Source organism: Mesorhizobium sp. LSJC285A00 (genome assembly GCF_000503155.1).
GTDB lineage: Bacteria > Pseudomonadota > Alphaproteobacteria > Rhizobiales > Rhizobiaceae > Mesorhizobium.
In genome coordinates this window covers 41712-59900 of sequence record NZ_AYVK01000012.1, presented here as the reverse complement: position 1 = coordinate 59900, position 18189 = coordinate 41712, and the positions used below count along the sequence as shown (strand labels likewise).

17 protein-coding genes, 1 other RNA gene and 1 pseudogene are annotated in these 18189 nt (G+C 62.9%); 5 read left to right on the top strand and 14 right to left on the bottom strand.

Annotated elements, in window-relative coordinates; translation table 11 throughout:
* The first annotated feature begins 38 nt into the window (after positions 1-38).
* Positions 39-1292, top strand: a complete 1254-nt coding sequence (locus X726_RS156720) for an FAD-dependent oxidoreductase (RefSeq protein WP_023669534.1) — start codon at positions 39-41, stop codon at positions 1290-1292.
* 121 nt (positions 1293-1413) lie between these two features.
* Here X726_RS156720 and X726_RS156725 read toward each other — a convergent pair whose 3' ends face one another.
* Entirely contained in the window at positions 1414-2691 is a 1278-nt protein-coding gene (locus X726_RS156725) for a 4-aminobutyrate--2-oxoglutarate transaminase (RefSeq protein WP_023669533.1), read from the bottom strand.
* Between the two features lie 195 nt (positions 2692-2886).
* On the opposite strand from X726_RS156725, the pseudogene X726_RS1000000168835 reads away from it, so the two are divergent.
* Positions 2887-3670: pseudogene (locus tag X726_RS1000000168835) on the top strand (efflux RND transporter permease subunit); the annotation flags it as partial.
* Between the two features lie 12 nt (positions 3671-3682).
* Here X726_RS1000000168835 and X726_RS156735 read toward each other — a convergent pair.
* The 12 genes from X726_RS156735 to ffs all read right to left on the bottom strand — a co-directional run bounded on the left by X726_RS156735 (position 3683) and on the right by ffs (position 15371).
* Positions 3683-4021 carry a DUF2185 domain-containing protein gene (locus X726_RS156735; RefSeq protein WP_023669528.1) on the bottom strand — a complete coding sequence of 113 codons (339 nt, stop codon included), beginning with the start codon at positions 4019-4021 and terminating at the stop codon, positions 3683-3685.
* A 38-nt stretch (positions 4022-4059) separates the two neighbouring features.
* Positions 4060-4809, bottom strand: coding sequence for an ABC transporter ATP-binding protein (locus X726_RS156740; protein WP_023669527.1), 750 nt, complete (start codon positions 4807-4809; stop codon positions 4060-4062).
* On the bottom strand, positions 4806-5642 hold the full coding sequence (locus X726_RS156745) for an ABC transporter ATP-binding protein (protein ID WP_023669526.1): 837 nt from the start codon (positions 5640-5642) through the stop codon (positions 4806-4808). Before X726_RS156745 ends, X726_RS156740 begins: the two co-directional genes overlap by 4 nt.
* A gap of 10 nt (positions 5643-5652) precedes the next feature.
* Positions 5653-6573, bottom strand: coding sequence for an ABC transporter permease (locus X726_RS156750; RefSeq protein WP_023669525.1), 921 nt, complete (start codon positions 6571-6573; stop codon positions 5653-5655).
* A complete protein-coding gene (locus X726_RS156755) occupies positions 6570-7637 on the bottom strand; it encodes an ABC transporter permease (protein ID WP_023669524.1) in 1068 nt (355 codons plus the stop codon). The genes X726_RS156750 and X726_RS156755 overlap by 4 nt, the downstream gene beginning before the upstream one ends.
* Before the next feature lie 19 nt (positions 7638-7656).
* On the bottom strand, positions 7657-9297 hold the full coding sequence (locus X726_RS156760; protein WP_031214867.1) for an ABC transporter substrate-binding protein: 1641 nt from the start codon (positions 9295-9297) through the stop codon (positions 7657-7659).
* A 267-nt stretch (positions 9298-9564) separates the two neighbouring features.
* A complete protein-coding gene (locus tag X726_RS156765) occupies positions 9565-10842 on the bottom strand; it encodes a lytic murein transglycosylase (protein WP_023669522.1) in 1278 nt (425 codons plus the stop codon).
* A gap of 175 nt (positions 10843-11017) precedes the next feature.
* A complete protein-coding gene (gene recR / locus X726_RS156770) occupies positions 11018-11623 on the bottom strand; it encodes a recombination mediator RecR (RefSeq protein ID WP_023669521.1) in 606 nt (201 codons plus the stop codon).
* Positions 11624-11719: 96 nt separating this feature from the next.
* The gene (locus tag X726_RS156775) at positions 11720-12688 is read right to left on the bottom strand and encodes a cell wall hydrolase (protein ID WP_023669520.1); all 969 of its coding nucleotides are present in this window, start codon (positions 12686-12688) and stop codon (positions 11720-11722) included.
* Positions 12689-12903: 215 nt separating this feature from the next.
* A complete protein-coding gene (locus tag X726_RS156780) occupies positions 12904-13227 on the bottom strand; it encodes a YbaB/EbfC family nucleoid-associated protein (protein ID WP_023669519.1) in 324 nt (107 codons plus the stop codon).
* A 31-nt stretch (positions 13228-13258) separates the two neighbouring features.
* Positions 13259-15070, bottom strand: a complete 1812-nt coding sequence (locus X726_RS156785) for a DNA polymerase III subunit gamma/tau (RefSeq protein WP_023669518.1) — start codon at positions 15068-15070, stop codon at positions 13259-13261.
* A gap of 204 nt (positions 15071-15274) precedes the next feature.
* Positions 15275-15371, bottom strand: an RNA gene (gene ffs, locus X726_RS1000000168830) — signal recognition particle sRNA small type.
* Between the two features lie 157 nt (positions 15372-15528).
* Here ffs and X726_RS156790 point away from each other — a divergent pair.
* From X726_RS156790 to X726_RS156800, 3 genes are all read left to right on the top strand, one after another.
* The gene (locus X726_RS156790) at positions 15529-15948 is read left to right on the top strand and encodes an HIT family protein (protein WP_023669517.1); all 420 of its coding nucleotides are present in this window, start codon (positions 15529-15531) and stop codon (positions 15946-15948) included.
* Between the two features lie 35 nt (positions 15949-15983).
* A complete protein-coding gene (gene nudC / locus X726_RS156795; RefSeq protein WP_023669516.1) occupies positions 15984-16925 on the top strand; it encodes an NAD(+) diphosphatase in 942 nt (313 codons plus the stop codon).
* 75 nt (positions 16926-17000) lie between these two features.
* On the top strand, positions 17001-17306 hold the full coding sequence (locus X726_RS156800; protein WP_023669515.1) for a Dabb family protein: 306 nt from the start codon (positions 17001-17003) through the stop codon (positions 17304-17306).
* A 7-nt stretch (positions 17307-17313) separates the two neighbouring features.
* On the opposite strand, the gene X726_RS156805 is transcribed toward X726_RS156800, so the two are convergent.
* On the bottom strand, positions 17314-18177 hold the full coding sequence (locus X726_RS156805) for a prephenate dehydratase (RefSeq protein ID WP_023669514.1): 864 nt from the start codon (positions 18175-18177) through the stop codon (positions 17314-17316).
* Positions 18178-18189 lie beyond the last annotated feature (12 nt).

Below are 18189 nucleotides of genomic sequence, written 5' to 3'. Positions count from 1 at the left end.
CATCATGCTCCAGATTTGAAACAGGAATTCGGGTTGCGATGAAGAACGGGGTCGTCATTGTCGGTGCGGGTCATGCGGGCGTGCAAGCGGCCGCCAGCCTGCGCGAGGAAGGCTATGACGGGCCTGTCATACTGATCGGCGACGAAACCGATCTGCCCTATCACAAGCCGCCGCTGTCGAAGACCTTCATCAAGGACGCCGATGCCAAGCCGCAACCCTTGCGCGGCGAGGCCTTTTACACCGGCAGCGCCATCGACTTCAGGCCGGGCATCCGAATAGACAGCCTCGATACGGCAGGCTGCAAGCTGGAGGTAGCGGGCGGCGGCGTGCTGCCGTTCGACCGGCTCATCCTGGCCACCGGTTCGCGGCCGCGGCTTCTGCCGCTGCCGGGCGCCGACCTCTCGGGCGTGGTGTCGCTGCGCTCGATCGCCGATGCGCGGCTGATCCGCGCGCTCAGCGCCCAAAGCGAAGACGTGGTCATCCTCGGCGGCGGCTTCATCGGGCTGGAGATCGCGGCAACGCTGAGGGCCGCCGGCCGCAACGTCACCCTGGTCGAGGCTGTCGACCGGCTGCTTGGCCGCGCCGTGGCGCCGGTGGTGGCGAGCCATGTCCGCCAACGGCTGGAGGCGATCGGCGTGCGTATCCTCACCGGCACCACCATTGCCGGGCTGGAAGGGGAAAACGGCCATGTCTGCGCTGCCATCACCTCCACCGGCGAAAGGCTGCCCGCGCGCATGGTCATCGTCGGCATCGGCGCCGTGCCGAATGTCGAACTTGCGCAGGCTGCCGGACTGACTGTCGCCAATGGCATCCGCGTCGACCAACAGATGCGCACCTCAGTGCCTGATATTCTGGCCATCGGCGACGCCGCTTCCTACCGCCACTGGTCGACCGGCGGCGACGTGCGGCTGGAATCGGTGCAGAACGCCACCGACCAGGCGCGGCTTGCCGCACGCACGATCACCGGCCATACGGACGCGTATGCGGCGGTGCCGTGGTTCTGGTCTGACATCGGCGACATGAAACTGCAGATGGTCGGGCTGACCTCGGGCGGCGACAGCCATGTCGTGCTGGGCGACCTCGCTGAGAACAAGTTCTCGATCTACCACTATGCTGGAAGCCGGCTGCTCGGCATCGAATCCGTCAACAGGCCGGGCGACCATATGCTGGGCCGCAAGATGCTCGGGGCCGGGTTTTCGCCGATGGCGCAGACGATTGCTGAGGGACCTGACGGGCTGAAGGCTGCACTGGCAGCGTTCCAGCAGGATGAGCCGGCACGGGCTGCGGGCTAGACGCACTTACCCTCCCCCTTGTGGGGAGGGTCGCTGCGAAGCAGCGGGGTTGGGGTCGGCGCGAGGCCCCCCACCCGGACCTGCGGTCCGACCTCCCCACAAGGGGGAGGTAGGGTTTGCGCTAGGCAGCGCAGACTTCGCGGATCGAGCTTTCCAGAATGTCGAGCGCCTCGTTCATGACATTGTCCTGGATGGTGATCGGAGCCAGGAAACGGATGACGTTGCCGTAGACGCCGCAGGTCAGCAGGATCAGCCCCTTGTCGAGCGCCTTCAGCCGGATCGCATTGGCGATCTCGGCCGACGGCAGGCCCTTCTTGACGTCGTTGAACTCGACCGCGTTCATGAAGCCGAGACCCCTGATGTCGACAATCTCGGGCACATCGTCGCGGATCGACTGCAGCCGCTGTTTCAGCCGGGCGCCCAGCGTATTGGCGCGGTCGCACAGCTTTTCGTCCTCGATTACGTCGAGCACGGCGTGTGCTGCGGCGACACCGATCGGGCTGCCGCCATAGGTGCCGCCGAGCCCGCCAGGACCGGGCGCATCCATGATCTCGGCGCGGCCGGTGACCGCCGCCAGCGGGAAGCCGCCGGCCAGGCTTTTCGCCATGGTGGTAATGTCGGCCGCGACCTCATGATGATCCATGGCGAACATCTTGCCGGTGCGGGCAAAGCCGGTCTGCACCTCATCGGCGATCAGCAGCATGCCGTGCTGGTCGCAGAGCTTGCGCAGCGCCGTCAGGAATTCGCGCGGCGCGTCGTAGAAGCCGCCCTCGCCCTGGACCGGCTCGATGATGATGGCGGCAACGCGAGCCGGATCGACATCGGCCTTGAACAGTTTGTCGAGTGCGGCCAGCGAATCGGCTGTAGACACGCCGTGCAGCGGCACCGGAAACGGCGCGTGGTAGACGTCGCCCGGCATGGCGCCGAAGCCGACCTTGTAGGGCACGACCTTGCCGGTCAGCGCCATGCCCATGAAGGTGCGGCCGTGGAAGCCGCCGGCAAAGGCGATGACGGCTTGGCGGCCAGTGGCGTTGCGGGCGATCTTGATGGCGTTCTCGACGGCTTCAGCACCCGTAGTGACGAAGATGGTCTTCTTCTCGAACTTGCCGGGCAGCATGCCGTTCAGCCGTTCGGCCAGCCTGACATAGCTCTCATAGGGCACGACCTGGTGGCAGGTATGGGTGAAGCGGTCGAGCTGTGCCTTGACCGCCTCGATCACCCTGGGATGGCGGTGGCCGGTGTTGACGACGGCGATACCGGAGGAGAAATCGATGTATCGGCGGCCTTCTACATCCCAGATCTCCGAATTCTCGGCGCGGTCGGCATAGATCTGCGTCGTCATGCCGACGCCGCGCGAGATCGACTGGTTCTTGCGCTCGGAAATGGCTGCGTTCTTCATTTCGTCCCTCATCGGGCCGACGCCCGTTCTCGTTAGATGAATGCCAAGGCCTCTTCTGACCTTATTTCACGTTTTCCTCAAGTTGGCACCGCCGCCGGGCGATTGGGCCTGTCGTCGATGCGGGCCACTTCGACAGACCGGTCTTAACCAGCCGACCGATACACGTACGGGGCAGTCCGTGACAGCTCACCCGTCACCGGGAACGGCGAAGCGATCCCGCTCGCCGCGGTGGCGAACTTCCGCTACGACCTCGAACAGCCGACGGTGTGGCGGCGCAACCGCATCCCGATGATCACCGTTCGCGCAGGCCTCGTTGGCGACGTGCTGCCGGCCACCGTCGTCAACGAATTGAAGCCGTCGGTCGACGCCTTCATCGCCAAACTGCCGCCCGGCTATTCCGTTGCAACCGCCGGCTCGGTCGAGGAAAGCGCCAAAAGCCAGGGACCGATCGCAGCGGTGGTGCCGCTGATGCTGTTCGTGATGGCGACCATCCTGATGATCCAGTTGCAAAGTTTTCAGCGCCTGTTCCTGGTCGTGGCGGTGGCGCCGCTCGGCCTGATCGGCGTGGTCGCGGCCCTGGTGCCGAGCGGCGCACCGCTCGGCTTCGTCGCCATTCTGGGCGTCCTGGCGCTGATCGGCATCCTGATCCGCAACTCAGGTGATCCTGATCGTGCAGATCGAGGATCTGGTGGCCGAGGGCCAAGACCGCTGGGAAGCCGTGATCGAAGCGACCGAGCACCGCATGCGGCCGATCGCGCTGACGGCCGCGGCCGCCAGCCTAGCGCTGATCCCGATCGCGCGCGAAGTGTTCTGGGGCCCGATGGCCTACGCCATGATGGGCGGCATCATCGCCGGCACGGCGATCACGCTGCTGTTCCTGCCGGCGCTTTATGTGACGTGGTTCAGGATCAAGGAGCCTAAGCAGGGGGACGAACCATCTGTTCCGGAGAACGGCGAACTGGCGCAAGACCCCGCTTAAGGCTTTGCCGGATCATTCGTTATCGTTAGAGGGTTCGGGGCGCGATTTCGCTCGCTGCCATGGCGATGATTTTGACGTCCGCCAAGCATGCCAGCCTTTTGGCAAGTCGGCCAATGCCAGGATGCTTTCATCCTGCTGCACCACCTCTTGCAGGCCAACGAGCATTATCTCGCGTTCATCCCAATCTCGAGAGTCGCTGCTATAGAATTGCCAACTGCCCCCTTCATCGTCGTAGTTCTCGTCATCGTCAGCTTCATGCACAACGTATGCGATCCAGTCGCCCCGTTTGAATATGCTCTTGTCCGATAGCACCGCGACATTGGGCGGATCTGCAAACTTCCATTCTTCCATGGAATTCCCCAAGCGATTATTCTGCGGAAGAAACTAGTTCACGCCGTCCGAACAAACCCCTCGCTCGCCCTAAGCAAATTGCGTGTGTAATCCTTCTCCACGCGGTGCCCGATCAGCTGGCCCGCCGTCAGGTTCTCCACCGCTTCGCCATTCTGCATCACCATCAGGCGCTCGCACATATGGGTGATGATGGCGAGGTCGTGGCTGACCATCAGGAAGGTCAGCTTGCGCCGACGGCGAACCTCTTCCAGCAGGTTGAGCACTTCCGCCTGCACCGAAGCGTCGAGCGCCGAGGTTGGTTCGTCGAGCAGCAGGATCGACGGTTCGAGGATGAGCGCCCGCGCGATCGCCACGCGCTGACGCTGACCGCCGGAGAGCTGGTGCGCGTAGCGGAAACGGAAACCGTTGCCTAATCCGACCTCGTCGAGGGCGCGCTGGATGCGTTGCTCGCCATCGGCAAAGCCGTGAATGGCGAGCGGCTCCTGTAGCAGGCGGTCGACGGTCTGACGCGGGTGCAGCGAACCATAGGGGTCCTGGAAGACCATCTGCACTTCGCGATAAAAAGCCTTGTCGCGGCGCGCTCCCAGCGTCTTGCCATTGACCGTGATAGTACCGGATGCGACAGGCACCAGGCCGGCAATGGCTTTGAGCAGCGTCGACTTGCCGGAACCGCTCTCGCCGACCAGGCCGAAGGATTCGCCGGACTTCACCTCGAGGTTCGCCCCTTTCAGCGCGCGAAAACGGTCGAACACCACCTCCAGCCCTTCAATCGAAATGGCTGGCGTCATGCCGCCCACTCCGGCTTGCGGTCGAGCACCGGCAGCGGGTGGCGTTCGTAACCGATCCTGGGCATGCAGTTGAGCAGGCCGCGCGTGTAGGGATGCTGGGCGTCGCGCAGCTCCGACGCCTTGAGCTGCTCGACCACCTTGCCGGCATACATGACGATGACGCGGTCGCAGAAGGAGGCGACCAGCCGCAGATCGTGCGAGATGAAGATCAGACCCATGCCGCGCTCACTGACCAAGCGGTCGAGGATGCCGAGCACATCGAGCTGAACGGTGACGTCGAGCGCCGAGGTCGGCTCGTCGGCGATCATCAGTTCCGGTCCGGCGATCAGCATCATTGCGATCATGGCGCGCTGGCCCATCCCGCCGGACACCTCGTGCGGATGCAGGTCGAAGACACGCGAGGGATCGCGGATCTGCACAGCTTCCAGCATGGCCAGCGCCCGCTCGCGCGCTTCGGCCTTGGAGACCTTTTCATGCGTGCGCAGCGTCTCGACGATCTGGCGGCCGATGCTCATCACCGGGTCGAGCGAATATTTCGGATCCTGCAGGATCATGGCGATGCGTTTGCCGCGCAGCGCCCGGCGCTGGCGGGCGGGTATGTCCAAAAGATCGATGCCGTCCAAGGCGAGCTTCTTGGCCGAAACCAGAGCCTGCGGCGGCGTCAGCCCCATGATGGCGCGGCCGGTCTGCGACTTGCCGGAGCCGCTTTCGCCGACAATGCCCAGCCGCTCTCGGCCGAGCGAGAAGGTGACGCCGCGCACCGCCTGGATGAGGCCGGTCCGAGTCGGGAAGGTGACGCGCAGGTCGTCGACATCGAGAAGTGCACCGCTCATTGGTCACCACTCATTGGTCGCCACTCCGGGGATCGAGCGCATCGCGCAGGCCGTCGCCCAGCAGGTTGAAGCCGAGACTGACGATCAGGATGGCGAAGCCGGGCGCGCCGGCCACCCACCATTGGTCGAGCACGAAGCGACGGCCGGACGCGATCATGGTGCCCCATTCCGGCAGCGGCGGCTGCGCGCCGAGGCCAAGGAAACCGAGGCCGGCGGCGGTGAGGATGATGCCGGCCATATCGAGCGTCACCCGGATGATCAGCGAAGAGATGCAGAGCGGCATGATGTGGCGCAGCACGATGCGGAACGGCGAGGCGCCCATCAATTGCACCGCCTTGATGTAATCGGAATTGCGCACGGTCATCGTCTCGGCCCGCGCAATTCGCGCGTAAGGCGGCCACGAGGTGATGGCGATGGCCAACACCGCGTTTTCGATCCCGGGGCCAAGGGCGGCGACAAAGGCCAGTGCCAGGATCAGCTTGGGGAAGGCGAGGAAGATGTCGGTAATGCGCATCAGAATGGCATCGGTCCAGCCGCCGGCATAGCCGGCGACGGTGCCGACCAAAAGGCCGATGGGGGCTGCGATGACAGCGACAAGAATGACGACATAGAGGGTCCAGCGTGAGCCAAAAAGAATGCGCGAATAGATATCGCGGCCGAGATCGTCGGTGCCGAACCAATGCGCCGCACTCGGCGCCAAAAGCCGGGCATTCTTGAGATCGCCGATGGTCGGCAAATAGGGCGCCAGCACATCGGCAAAGGCTGCGACCAGCAGCAGCGCGATGATGATGAGCAGGCCGAGAAACGCCAGCCGGTTGGCGGAAAAGCGCCGCCAAGCGACGTAGGCGCGGCCGAGCCGTGCCTGCATGCGCGAGGCCGGCCGATCGCTGAGCAGCCAATCGCGGCGCGTTTGGATTGCTTCGGCGCTCATCCTGTCTTCGTCCTCGGATCGAGCACCTTGTAGAGAACATCGGACAGGAGATTGATGCCGATGAACACCGAACCGATGACGATGGTGCCGCCGAGCACGGCGTTCATGTCGGCGTTCTGCAGCGAATTGGTGATGTAGAGGCCGATGCCGGGCCAGGAGAACACCGTCTCGGTCAGCACCGAACCTTCGAGCAGCCCGGCATAGGACAGCGCGATCACCGTGACCATCGGCACCGCGGCGTTGCGCAGCGCATGGCCCCAGATGATTCGCGTTTCAGACAGGCCCTTGGCGCGCGCGGCGACGATGTATTCCTGCGACAGCTCGTTCAGCATGAAGGAGCGCGTCATCCGGCTGATATAGGCGAGCGAGAAATAGCCCAGCAGCCCTGCCGGCAGGATGATGTGGCGGTAAGCGTCGTAGAAGACATCCCACTGGCCCTGCAGCGCGGCGTCGAGCAGGTAGAAGCCGGTGATCGGTGTGAATGTGTACTCGTAGACGATGTCGAGGCGGCCGGGAAAAGCCACCCATTGGAGCTTGGCGTAGAACAGGACAAGCCCCAAAAGCCCGATCCAGAAGATAGGCACGGAATAGCCGATCAGGCCGACAATGCGAACGATCTGGTCGATGAGACTGCCGCGTTTTACCGCTGCCAGCACGCCGAGCGGCACGCCGATCAACGAGCCTATCAAAGTGCCCAAAGTCGCCAGTTCGATCGTTGCCGGAAAGGCACGGCGGATGTCGGTCATCACAGGATTGGTGGTCAGCACAGAGGTGCCGAAATCACCGTTCAGCGCATGCTTGAGATAGATATAGAATTGCTCGATCAACGGCAGGTCGAGCCCCATCTCGCGGCGGGTGCGCTCGACGACATTGGCCGGTGCGCGGTCGCCGAGCACCGCCAGCACCGGATCGATCGGGATGACGCGGCCGATGAAAAAGGTCACCGCGAGCAGGCCGAGATAGGTGGTGACGGCGATGACCAGGAAGCGGCCGATCGCCAACAAGATAGCGACGGCGCGGGCGCTTCCCTGCCCCGCCGTCGCCTGGTTTTCAATCGCGCTCATCAGGGCGCGTCCGCCGGCGCTATTCCTTGGAGACCGGGCCGACGAAGTTGGTGTCGAAGCTCGGACCGAGCGCAAAGCCTTTCAGGTTTTTGCGCAGGCCTGCCACTTCCAATTGCTGGTGGATGATTACGAAGGGGCTGGTGTCGAGGATCGTCTTTTCAAGGCTCTTGTACACATCGGCGCGCTTGCCGGCATCCTTCTCCAGCAAGGCTGCTTCGGTCTGCTTTGTCAGGTCCGGGATGTCCCAGGCATTGCGCCAGGCCAGCGTCTTGGTCTTGCCTTCATCCGAATTGTCCGGGTTTGAGGCAAAGGTCTGGGCGTTGGAGTTCGGATCGAAATAGTCCTGGCCCCACTGGCCGATATAGATGTCATGATTACGGGCGCGGTATTTGGTCAGCGTCTGCTTGCCGTCGCCCGGGATAATTTCCAGCTTGATGCCGGCCTGGCCAAGCGTCTGCTGGATCGATTCCGCCATGCCCGTTGTCGGCTGTCCCGTGCGTACATCCATGGTTACGCTGAAGCCGTCGGCCAGGCCGGCCTTGGTCAGCAGTTCCTTGGCCTTGGCGACGTCGAACTTGAACGGATTTTCGTCCAGTTCGCCCAGCACGCCCTTGGGCAGGAAGGTCTGGTGAATCTCGCCAATGCCCTTGAGGATGGTCGTGCTCAGCGCATCGTAGTCGACCAGATATTTGAACGCCTGGCGAACCTCGGGCTTGGCGAGGTTCGGATTCTTCTGGTTGAGGCTGATATAATAGACCGTGCCCTTCGGCGCGCTGGTCGTGGTGAGATCGGCATTCTTGGCGATGGCGTCGAGATCGTTCGGCTCGAGGTTGCGGGCAACGTCGATGTCGCCTGCTTCGAGCGCCAGGCGCTGTGCCGAGCTTTCCTTCATGTTGCGGTAGATGACGCGGGCGAGCTTGGCCTTCTCGCCATTGTAATTGTCGTTGCGCTCGAGCACGACGACCTCATTGGCCCGCCATTCGCGCAGCTTGTAGGCGCCGGAGCCGGCATAACCGGTCTTCAGGAAGGCGTTGCCGAAATCGTTGTCCCATTTGTAGTCGGCACTCGGCGTCACCGCGGCGACATGTTCCTTGACCAGCTTTGCGTCGACGACCGAAGCGACCGTTGCCGACAGGCAGTTTAACACGAAGCTCGGCGCATAGGCCTTGTCGACGGTGAACTGGAAGGTGGTGTCGTCGACGGCCTTGGCCTTGTCGGCGACGTTGTCGCCGCTGATGCCGAACTGGTTGATGATGAATGCTGGCGGCTTGTCCAGCTTGATGGCGCGCTCGAAGGAATAGGCGACATCGCCGGCTGTCAGTGGATTGCCCGAAGCGAACTTTAGGCCGGGCTTGAGCTTGAACGTATAGACCAGGCCGTCGTCGGAGACGGTCCAGCTCTCGGCAAGGTCGCCCTTGACCTTGGAGGTGTCGCTGAGGTCGAGGCGGACCAGCAGATCATAGGTGTTGCCGGTGACTTCGGCGGTCGACAGTTCGAACGCCTCGCCCGGATCCATGGAGATGATGTCGTCGATGGCAAAACCTTCGACCAGCGTGTCGGCGGGGGTCACGGCAAAGGCCGGCGCGACGCCAATGAGCAGAGCGGACATGGCAGCACCTGCGAGCCAGACGCGCGAACGTAGAGCAAACTTTTCCATCATCATGATGATTGTTCCCTGTTTTGTTGATTGTTGACCCCGAGTTCCCGGCTCAGGGCTGCAGTAATCTTTTTCGCGGCCGGAGGACGACCGTTAGACCCCATACCGTGTTGATTTTTTTCCAGTTGGTCAACACCCTATCCGGCAGCCCTCCAACCGGCAACGGGCATTTTTGCGAGCCGGCATACTGGACCGGAATATGCTGTGCGCGTCGAAGCATGGGCGAGCCAATTGCAGCCGCCGATGGGGAAAAATCTGCTCTTTTCGGTGTTACTTGATGGCAGCAACCAGATCGGCGTCGGGGAAGCAGGTGGCGGGGCGGCCGTTCTTTTCCTGCCAGGAGCCGATCGAGCGGCGGGTCTTGAAGCCGGGCAGACCATCGGCGCTGCCGACATCGTAGCCCTTGGCCTCCAGCGCCCGTTGCAGCGCGGCGATGTCGGAACGATGCAGGCCGCCGACCGCACCCCAGCTGCGGACAAAATCAGCATCGCCATGGGCGATGCGGTCAGCGCCATGGCCGATGAACAGGGCGTAGAGGTCGCTGGTGTTGTATTGCTTCAGCACGTAAAAATTCGGCGTGGCGATGAAGGCCGGACCGCTGCGTCCGGCCGGCATCAACAGGAACCCTTCCGCCTTCAGTTCGTTGGCCGGAAAGGCTTTGCCGCCGACGCGGCTGATTCCCATCGCCGCCCAGGTTGAGATCTTCTTGCCCTGGTCGGGACCTTCGAGCGAGCAGGAAACGCTTTCCGGAACCGTCACCTCGAAACCCCAGCCACGCCCCTTCACCCAGCCATAGTGGACGAGAAAGTTGGCGATCGAGGCCAGCACGTCCGGCGTCGAATTCCAGATGTCCGGGTGCCCATCACCGTCGTAGTCGACGGCGTGCTTCAGGAACGAGGTCGGCATGAATTGCGGCTGGCCGAGCGCGCCGGCCCAGGACGATTTCATGGCGCCGACCGGCGCCAACCCATGCTCGACGATCTCGAGCGCCGCCAGCACCTCGGTGCGGAAGAAGTCCTTCTTGGTCGACATGAATGCCTTGGTGCCGAGCACCTCGAAGGCGTCGTAGGGCATTTTCGCCGCGCCGAAGCCGGTCTCGCGGCCCCAGATCGCCAACAGTATCTCGCCCGGGACACCGTAGCGCTTTTCGATCGCAGCCAGCGTCTTGGCGTTGGCCGCCTCGCGCGTGCGCGCACCTGACGTGACGGCGCGCACCGTCTTTTCGGCGAAATAGGCGCCGGGCGAACCGAACTCGGCCTGATGCTGTTTTTGCGGGGTTTTGGGTTTCTCGCCGGGCAGGACGAGGTCGGGCAATTTGAGGTTCGGCTTCACGCCGTCGAAAGCGGCGTCGAAAGTGGATTTGGAGATGCCTTTGGTCTGGGCTTGCGGCCAGAGATCGGTTTGCAGCCAGGCGCGGAACTGGTCATCGATTTTGGCAGCGGAGGCGGGGGCTACAAAAAGCAGGGCAACAAGGGATGCGAGGAGCGCAACGAGCGCCAATCCGAAAGATCCGCGTTCTGTCGCGCCCCCCTCTGTCCTGCCGGACATCTCCCCCTCAAGGGGGGAGATTGGCTGTCGCTTCGGTTTTCGCCAACCACCAGCGTTGAAAGAAGAATGCCGCCCGAGAAGCTGCTGATCTCCCCCCTTGAGGGGGAGATGTCCGGCAGGACAGAGGGGGGCCCGAAGGAATGCTGTCATCTCCGGAGCATCCCCGCCAATTGCGTCAAAACGCCGTCCGCGATCGCAACGCGGCTGCCAGCGTACCCTCATCCAGATAATCAAGCTCGCCGCCAACCGGCACGCCATGGGCAAGTCGTGTCACCTTGACCTCGAAGCCCGACAACTGGTCGGTGAGATAATGCGCCGTCGTCTGGCCCTCGACGGTGGCGTTGACGGCGAGGATCACCTCCTTCACCTCGCCGCCGGCGACGCGGTCGACCAGCGAGCGGACATTGAGCTGGTCGGGGCCGATGCCGTCGAGCGGCGACAGCGTGCCGCCGAGCACATGGTAGCGCACATTCATGGCCGCCGCCCGCTCCAGCGCCCAGAGGTCGGAGACATCCTCGACGACGATCAGCGTCGAGGCATCGCGGCGCGGATCGGTGCAGATCATGCAAGGGTCGGAGGTATCGACATTGCCGCAGGTCGTGCAGATGCGCACCTTGTCGGCGGCTTCAGCCATGGCGGCGGCGAGCGGCGACAAAAGCTGCTCCTTCTTCTTGATGAGGTGCAGTGCCGCACGCCTGGCCGAACGCGGCCCTAGCCCCGGGACCTTGGCCAGGAGCTGGATCAGGCGTTCGATCTCGGGACCGGCGATTCGCTTCGACATCGCACTGATCTAGGATTTTTCCGCGCGCTTTGAAACATGCGCATACGCACCGAGCCCGCCATGCTGCCATGGCGGGCTCGGAAACTGTTTTAGGCGTCAGTAGGCTGAGAGCGGCCGGGTTTGATCGACGATCATTGCGCCGATAGCGTCGGTGTTCTCAGGCGTCGACTGGAAGCCCATCGACGCTTCCTGCGTTGCCGATGGAACCGAGGTGATGTAGCGGGCGTTCAGCGTGCCGCCGAAACGCGAGGCATCGGGCTCGGCCATCGGCTCCTGCATCGCCACCTCCGTCTGCTTGGCGGCGACGCGGGCGCTCTTGGCGGGCGCCGCGGAAGCCGTCACATAGGTCTGCTCGGCCGGGGCACGTGTCGCCTTGGCTGCGCGAACCGCCGCGGCCTGCTTGGCCGGATCTGGACGGACAATGGTCTTCACCACCGGCTCGGCGTAGGCAACCTGCAACGGCGCTTCAGGCACAGGCGCGCGCGGCTGCGCCGAGGCAACCATGGTCGTGGATTCATCCGGCAGCGGCTGCCAGTTGCGACCGCGCTTCTCGTAGAAGGCGTTGCCGCCGGCAACCATGGTGTAATGCATGTTCTTGTAGGGGAACCTCAGTCCGGCGGTGTGGAAGTACATCGTGTTCTTCAGCTTGGCCTTGCGCTCGCCCTTGAGCACCGCATCGGCGGCCTCCTCGACATCGGGCATCGCTTTCGAATTCATCGCCCGCGTCATCACGCCGGGCGCGAACTGGCCCGGTTCGCCAACCACTTGGCAAATGGTGCTGCCATGATTGCCGGAGCGCAGCCGGTTCATCACCACCGTGCCGACGGCGATCATGCCGTCACGGCTCGAGCGGTTGGACTCGAAGAACATCGCCCGCTCCAGGCATTCCTTCTCCTTCGGCGTGTTGCGGTAGGCGCGCGTCGAAAGGAAGCTGGGCGTGATGGCGTCGGTCAGGCTGGCGACCGACAGGCCATGCGAAGACGTGGTCTGGCTGCAACCGGCCAGGAACACAGGAGAGAAGATAATGCCGAGCAGAAGCGGCGTCTTCCATCGCGTAGCGATCAACAAAAATGCCTCATTGTCCAGATGCCAGCTCGCCCCGAGATGTGGCAAGAATGAGACTCTTAAAGGCAAAAAGATGGCTAAAGGATTAGCTTTCGTGCAGCATAGGTAAAACTTTATAAATGCCCGGATATGTCCGTGAGCAAAGCCCGAGAAAGTCTTAACAACAGCCTCCGCAGCCGATTTCCCTTCATAATCAATTAACTGGTTGGGCCGGCTCAGAACGGCAATTTCATTCCGGGCGGGATCGGCAAGCCTGCCGTCAGCGCCTTGGTCTTCTCCTGCATAATCTGCTCGACCTTATTTTTGGCGTCATTGTGAGCGGCCAGCAGCAGGTCTTCGAGAATCTCGACCTCGTCCTCCTTGAACAGCGACGGATCGATCTTCAGCGACTTCATTTCGAACTTGCCGGTCAGCGTGACATTGACCAGCCCGCCGCCCGCCTGCCCGCTTGCTTCAATCGTCGCGATCTCGTCCTGCATGGCCTGGAACTTGGCCTGCATTTCCTTCGCCTTGCCCATCAGGCCGAGAAGATCTTTCATGGTCGGGTCCTTTGCGGATTCGTGGCTATGGTCAGGTTTCGTCGTCGTCGGATGGCGGCTCGACCGGCGCTTCGGCCTTGTCGGTGTCGACTTCCGGCGCGTCGGGAATGCGCACGTCGATAATCTTGGCGCCGGGAAAGCGCGCCAGGATGGCGGCCACAGCCGGATCGCTTTTCGCGTCGGAGAAAGCAGTCTCGCGCCTGGTCGATTCCATCTCGGCCAGCGTTTGGCCGCCCTCTTCCTTCGACAATGACACCAGCCAGTTGCGGCCGGTCCAGGCGCGCAGCTTCGTCGTCAAGTCGTTGAGCAGCATCTTGGGCGCATCGGCGGTCAGGCCGACGTCGATACGGCCGGGCTCGATGCGCACCAGGCGAATACAGCTCTTGACCAGCACCTTGAAGGCGATGTCACGCTGCGCGTCGGCAAGAGCGACAATATCGGCCAGCGATTTCAGCGGCGGCGATTGCGGCTCGACGACCGGCTGCGGAGGCGCGACAAAGGCGACCGGGGGCGCGTCGACCAATCGCATGGTTTGCGCACCGGCTGGCCCGGACGGCATCCGGGTCTGCGCTACCGCGCTGGCGCCGCCGCCATTGCCGGCATTTACCGGCGCACCATTCGGGCGTGACACACCACCGGACGCCGGAGCGCCGCTCTCTAGAGATTTCAGCGCCTCGTCCAGCGTCGGCAGGTCGGCGGCATGCGCCAGGCGGATCAGCACCATCTCGCCGGCGCTGACCGGGCGGTTGGACGACTGCACCTCGGGAATGCCTTTCAAGAGCATCTGCCAGGTCCGCGACAGAACCTTGACCGACAGCGTGCTGGCGAAGTCGGCGCCGCGGCGGCGCTCATCCTCGGACAGGGAAGCGTCGTCGGCAGCCGTCGGCACGAAGCGCAGCCGGGTGACGAGGTGGTTGAATTCGGCCAGATCGGTCAGCACGGCAGCCGGATCGGCGCCGGTGTCGTACTGGTTGCGGAATTCGGCAAGGGCGGCCGCCACATCGCCCTTCATGACATGTTCGAACAGGTCGACGATGCGGGCGCGGTCGGCGAGACCCAGCATGGCGCGCACCGCTTCGGCGCTGACGGCGCCGCCGCCATGGGCGATCGCCTGGTCGAGGATGGAGAGCGAATCGCGAGCCGAGCCTTCGGCGGCGCGCGCGATCATCGCCAGCGCGTCGTCGTCGACCGATATGCCTTCCTTGCCGGCAATCGAGGAGAGGTGCGCGACCAGTGCGCCAGCATCGATGCGTCTCAGGTCGAAACGCTGGCAGCGCGACAGCACGGTGATCGGCACTTTGCGGATTTCGGTGGTGGCAAAGATGAATTTGACGTGCGGCGGCGGCTCTTCCAGCGTCTTCAACAGGCCGTTGAAGGCCTGGGTGGAGAGCATGTGCACTTCGTCGATGATGTAGACTTTGTAGCGCGCCGACACCGGGGCATAGCGCACGCGCTCGATAATGTCCCTGATGTCGTCGATGCCGGTATGCGACGCGGCGTCCATCTCGATGACGTCGACATGGCGGCCTTCCATGATCGCCTGGCAGTGCTCGCCCAGGAGGGCGAGGTCGACCGAGGGATGGTCGACCGTCGGCGTCTTGTAGTTGAGCGCCCGCGCCAGGATGCGCGCCGTCGTGGTCTTACCGACGCCGCGCACGCCGGTCAGCATCCAGGCCTGGGCGATGCGGCCTGTGGAGAAAGCGTTGGTCAAAGTGCGGACCATCGGCTCCTGGCCGATCAGTTCGGAGAAATTCGACGGACGATATTTGCGCGCCAGCACGCGATAGGCGACGGCCTTTTGCTTCTCCAGGTTTTCGGGGTCCGAATTTCCGGCTTCGCTCATTCGCCCGTAAAGCTCCAAAAGGCCGCGTCTCAGCGTAGCCGATTCCTGCTAGATCGTTTCACCGTTTTCTGAAACGGCAAACCGCTCTACCCTTTGCTTTAACGCAATTCCGGACGGGAAACCGCTCACACTTTCCCTGGAATTGCTCCAATAGTCTCGCCCGCGCTGCAATGCGTCGTCAATGTCGCGAGAGGGGCCGATGAGGTGGGAGGCTGGAACAATGACCCGTTCCGGGCTCGTTAGGGCTGCTTCCTTCCGGACCTGACCCGGTTGGCGAGTGGATCGTCCACCACCAACCTCCCGCGTTCCATATCGGCAATTCAGCGATCAAATGCAAGGGTGCATTGAGAATCGGATGCCCGTGAACTCCGCCGCTCAATGAATCGCTTGCAGCCCCCGTGCAGCCGCTCTAGCGTGATGAGTTTGGGAATAATGCGAGAAGCGCAAGGGAAACGCCAATGCTACCGGGCCTCAAGGCCGGATTCACGCTCGACTCCAGGCTGGAGGCGGATAGCGAGCAGCTGATGTGGCTCGGCCTGTGCGAGCTCAGGGTGATGAACGATAGCCGCTGGCCATGGCTGGTCCTGGTGCCGCAGCGGCCGGGGGCCGAAGAAATCCACGACATGACGCCGCTCGACCAGGCGATGTTGACCTTCGAAACCAACATGGTGGCGCAGGCGCTGAAAAGAACCACGAGCTGCACCAAGATCAACACCGGCGCGCTCGGCAACATCGTTCGGCAATTGCATGTCCACGTCATCGCCCGCTCGGAAGGCGATCCGGGCTGGCCGGGGCCGGTGTGGGGGCACGGCATGCGCGAGCCCTATGAGCGTTCAGGCATCCGCCAGTTTGCGCAACAGATCAAGGCGGCGCTATAAGCCGCCTGTGTCCATCCCTAGACGTTCGAGCTTCCATGACCCTTCGCCTTTTTGACGCGCCCTTGCGCGAACCGAGCCAGTTCGTCGGCTTCGCCGGAAACACGATTGATCGGCAATCCGAGAACCGCGCCGACGATTCCGTCGAAAGGGCGTTGGCCGATCCCTCGGCACGTCTTCTGCCGATGCATGGCGGACGGCTGTATCTGAAATTGCACGATGGCAGCTTCGACCCTTGGTTCGATCTGGCTGAGAGCCAGAAGCTGCAGCCATCACTCGCACAAGGCGTGCTGCTTGGCTTTGCCGAGAGCGGCCCGGTACTTGCCGTGCCGGTCGGCCTCGATCCCGAACAGCTGCCGGAGACCATGAAGGCGATCGATTATCGCTCGGTCTATATGCAGGGGCTGATCGACGAGGCGGCAGCGGGCGCGCTGGCGCAAGGCGCCGCCCTGCTTGCCTGGCATGCCACCCATCGCTTCTGCAGCAAATGCGGCCATGAATCGCAAATGCGGGCCGGCGGCTACAAGCGCCATTGCCCAAATTGCGGCACCGAGCACTTTCCACGCACCGATCCGGTGGCGATTATGCTGACGGCGACGCGGGAAAAATGCCTGCTCGGCCGCGGCCGGCATTTCGGGCCCGGCATGTACTCGGCGCTTGCCGGCTTCATCGAGCCGGGCGAGACGATCGAGGCGGCGGTGCGCCGCGAAACGCTGGAGGAAGCCGGCATCCGGCTCGGCCGCGTTGTCTACCATGCCAGCCAACCCTGGCCGTTCCCCTATTCGCTGATGATCGGCTGTTTCGGCGAACCGCTCAGTGACGACATCCAGGCCGATCTCAACGAGTTGGAAGATTGCCGCTGGTTTTTTCGCGACGAGGTGCGTTCCATGCTGGAGAAGACGCACAAGGACAATCTGGTCACGCCGCCGAAAGGCGCGATCGCGCATCATCTGATCCGCGCCTGGGTCGACAGCGAATAAGACTTGTTATTTTACGCAATTCCGGACGGAAAACCGCTTCACACTTTTCCTGGAATTGCTTAACGGGAGCAAAAAATGATCCGTCACACCGTGGTTTTCACCCTGAAGCACCCGCAGTACTCGCTGGAGGAAAAGCGGTTCCTCTCCGATGCCAAGCGCATTCTCAGCGCAATCAAGGGCGTCACCCATTTCGAGCCGCTGCGGCAAGTCAGCCCGAAGAACGACTATCACTTCGGCTTCTCGATGGAGTTCGTCGATCAGGCCGCCTACACCAGATATAACGAGCATCCCGACCACGTTGCCTTCGTGCGCGACCGCTGGATCCCGGAAGTCGAAACCTTCATGGAAATCGACTATGTGCCGCTGACCCTGCTGGTTTAGGGGAACCTTAGTCCGCGACCTTCCACTGCTCGCGCGACTCGCTGGCGGGATAGACACCCAGAATGCGCACTTCGCGCGAGAAGAAGCGCAGTTCGTCCAGCGCCAGCTTGACCAGTGGATCGTCGGGATGGCCCTCGATATCGGCGTAGAACAGCGTCGCGGTGAAGGCGCCCAACTGATAGCTCTCCAGCTTCGTCATGTTGACGCCGTTGGTGGCGAAACCGCCCATTGCCTTGTAGAGCGCAGCCGGCACGTTGCGGACACGGAACATGAAGGTCGTCATCATCTTGGTGTCGGCCGAGGGCCGTTCGGCCAATCGCTTGTCCTTGGTCAGCACGACAAAGCGGGTGACATTCGAATCCGTGTCCTCGACGTTCTTCTCGATGATGTCGAGGCCGTAGAGTTCTGCGGCTAGCGCCGGGGCGAGCGAGGCCATGGTGCGGTCCTTGAGCTCCGAGACCAGCTTCGCAGAGCCCGCCGTGTCGCCGGCGATCACCGGCTTCCAACCGTTCTTGCGGATGTATTGGCGGCACTGTCCCAGCGCATGGATATGGCTGTGCACGGTCTTGATCTCTTCGCGTTTGACGCCTGGCAGCACCATCAGCTGGAAGTGGATCGGCAGAAAATACTCGCCGACGATGTGGAGTTTCGATTCCGGCAAGAGATGATGAATGTCGGCGACGCGGCCGGCGATGGTGTTTTCGATCGGGATCATGGCGAGGTCGGCCTTGTTGGTCTCGACCGCGTTGAAGGCATCCTCGAAGGTGGGGCACGGCAACGGCTCCATCGAAGGGAACATGTTGCGGCTGGCGGTGTCGGAATTGGCGCCCGGTTCGCCTTGGAAGGCTATTCTGTTGGTCTTGTCAGGCATGCCGATATCTCA

Bases quoted from the DNA above. Each gene is read 5' to 3' on its own strand.
- X726_RS156720 (WP_023669534.1), top strand. From the start codon at position 39: ATGAAGAACGGGGTCGTCATTGTCGGTGCGGGTCATGCGGGCGTGCAA.
- X726_RS156745 (WP_023669526.1), bottom strand. From the start codon at position 5,642: ATGAGCGGTGCACTTCTCGATGTCGACGACCTGCGCGTCACCTTCCCG.
- X726_RS156750 (WP_023669525.1), bottom strand. From the start codon at position 6,573: ATGAGCGCCGAAGCAATCCAAACGCGCCGCGATTGGCTGCTCAGCGAT.
- X726_RS156760 (WP_031214867.1), bottom strand. From the start codon at position 9,297: ATGATGGAAAAGTTTGCTCTACGTTCGCGCGTCTGGCTCGCAGGTGCT.
- recR (WP_023669521.1), bottom strand. From the start codon at position 11,623: ATGTCGAAGCGAATCGCCGGTCCCGAGATCGAACGCCTGATCCAGCTC.
- X726_RS156790 (WP_023669517.1), top strand. From the start codon at position 15,529: ATGCTACCGGGCCTCAAGGCCGGATTCACGCTCGACTCCAGGCTGGAG.
- X726_RS156740 (WP_023669527.1), bottom strand. From the start codon at position 4,809: ATGACGCCAGCCATTTCGATTGAAGGGCTGGAGGTGGTGTTCGACCGT.
- X726_RS156805 (WP_023669514.1), bottom strand. From the start codon at position 18,177: ATGCCTGACAAGACCAACAGAATAGCCTTCCAAGGCGAACCGGGCGCC.
- nudC (WP_023669516.1), top strand. From the start codon at position 15,984: ATGACCCTTCGCCTTTTTGACGCGCCCTTGCGCGAACCGAGCCAGTTC.
- X726_RS156765 (WP_023669522.1), bottom strand. From the start codon at position 10,842: ATGTCCGGCAGGACAGAGGGGGGCGCGACAGAACGCGGATCTTTCGGA.
- X726_RS156735 (WP_023669528.1), bottom strand. From the start codon at position 4,021: ATGGAAGAATGGAAGTTTGCAGATCCGCCCAATGTCGCGGTGCTATCG.
- X726_RS156755 (WP_023669524.1), bottom strand. From the start codon at position 7,637: ATGAGCGCGATTGAAAACCAGGCGACGGCGGGGCAGGGAAGCGCCCGC.
- X726_RS156800 (WP_023669515.1), top strand. From the start codon at position 17,001: ATGATCCGTCACACCGTGGTTTTCACCCTGAAGCACCCGCAGTACTCG.
- X726_RS156785 (WP_023669518.1), bottom strand. From the start codon at position 15,070: ATGAGCGAAGCCGGAAATTCGGACCCCGAAAACCTGGAGAAGCAAAAG.
- X726_RS156725 (WP_023669533.1), bottom strand. From the start codon at position 2,691: ATGAAGAACGCAGCCATTTCCGAGCGCAAGAACCAGTCGATCTCGCGC.
- X726_RS156780 (WP_023669519.1), bottom strand. From the start codon at position 13,227: ATGAAAGATCTTCTCGGCCTGATGGGCAAGGCGAAGGAAATGCAGGCC.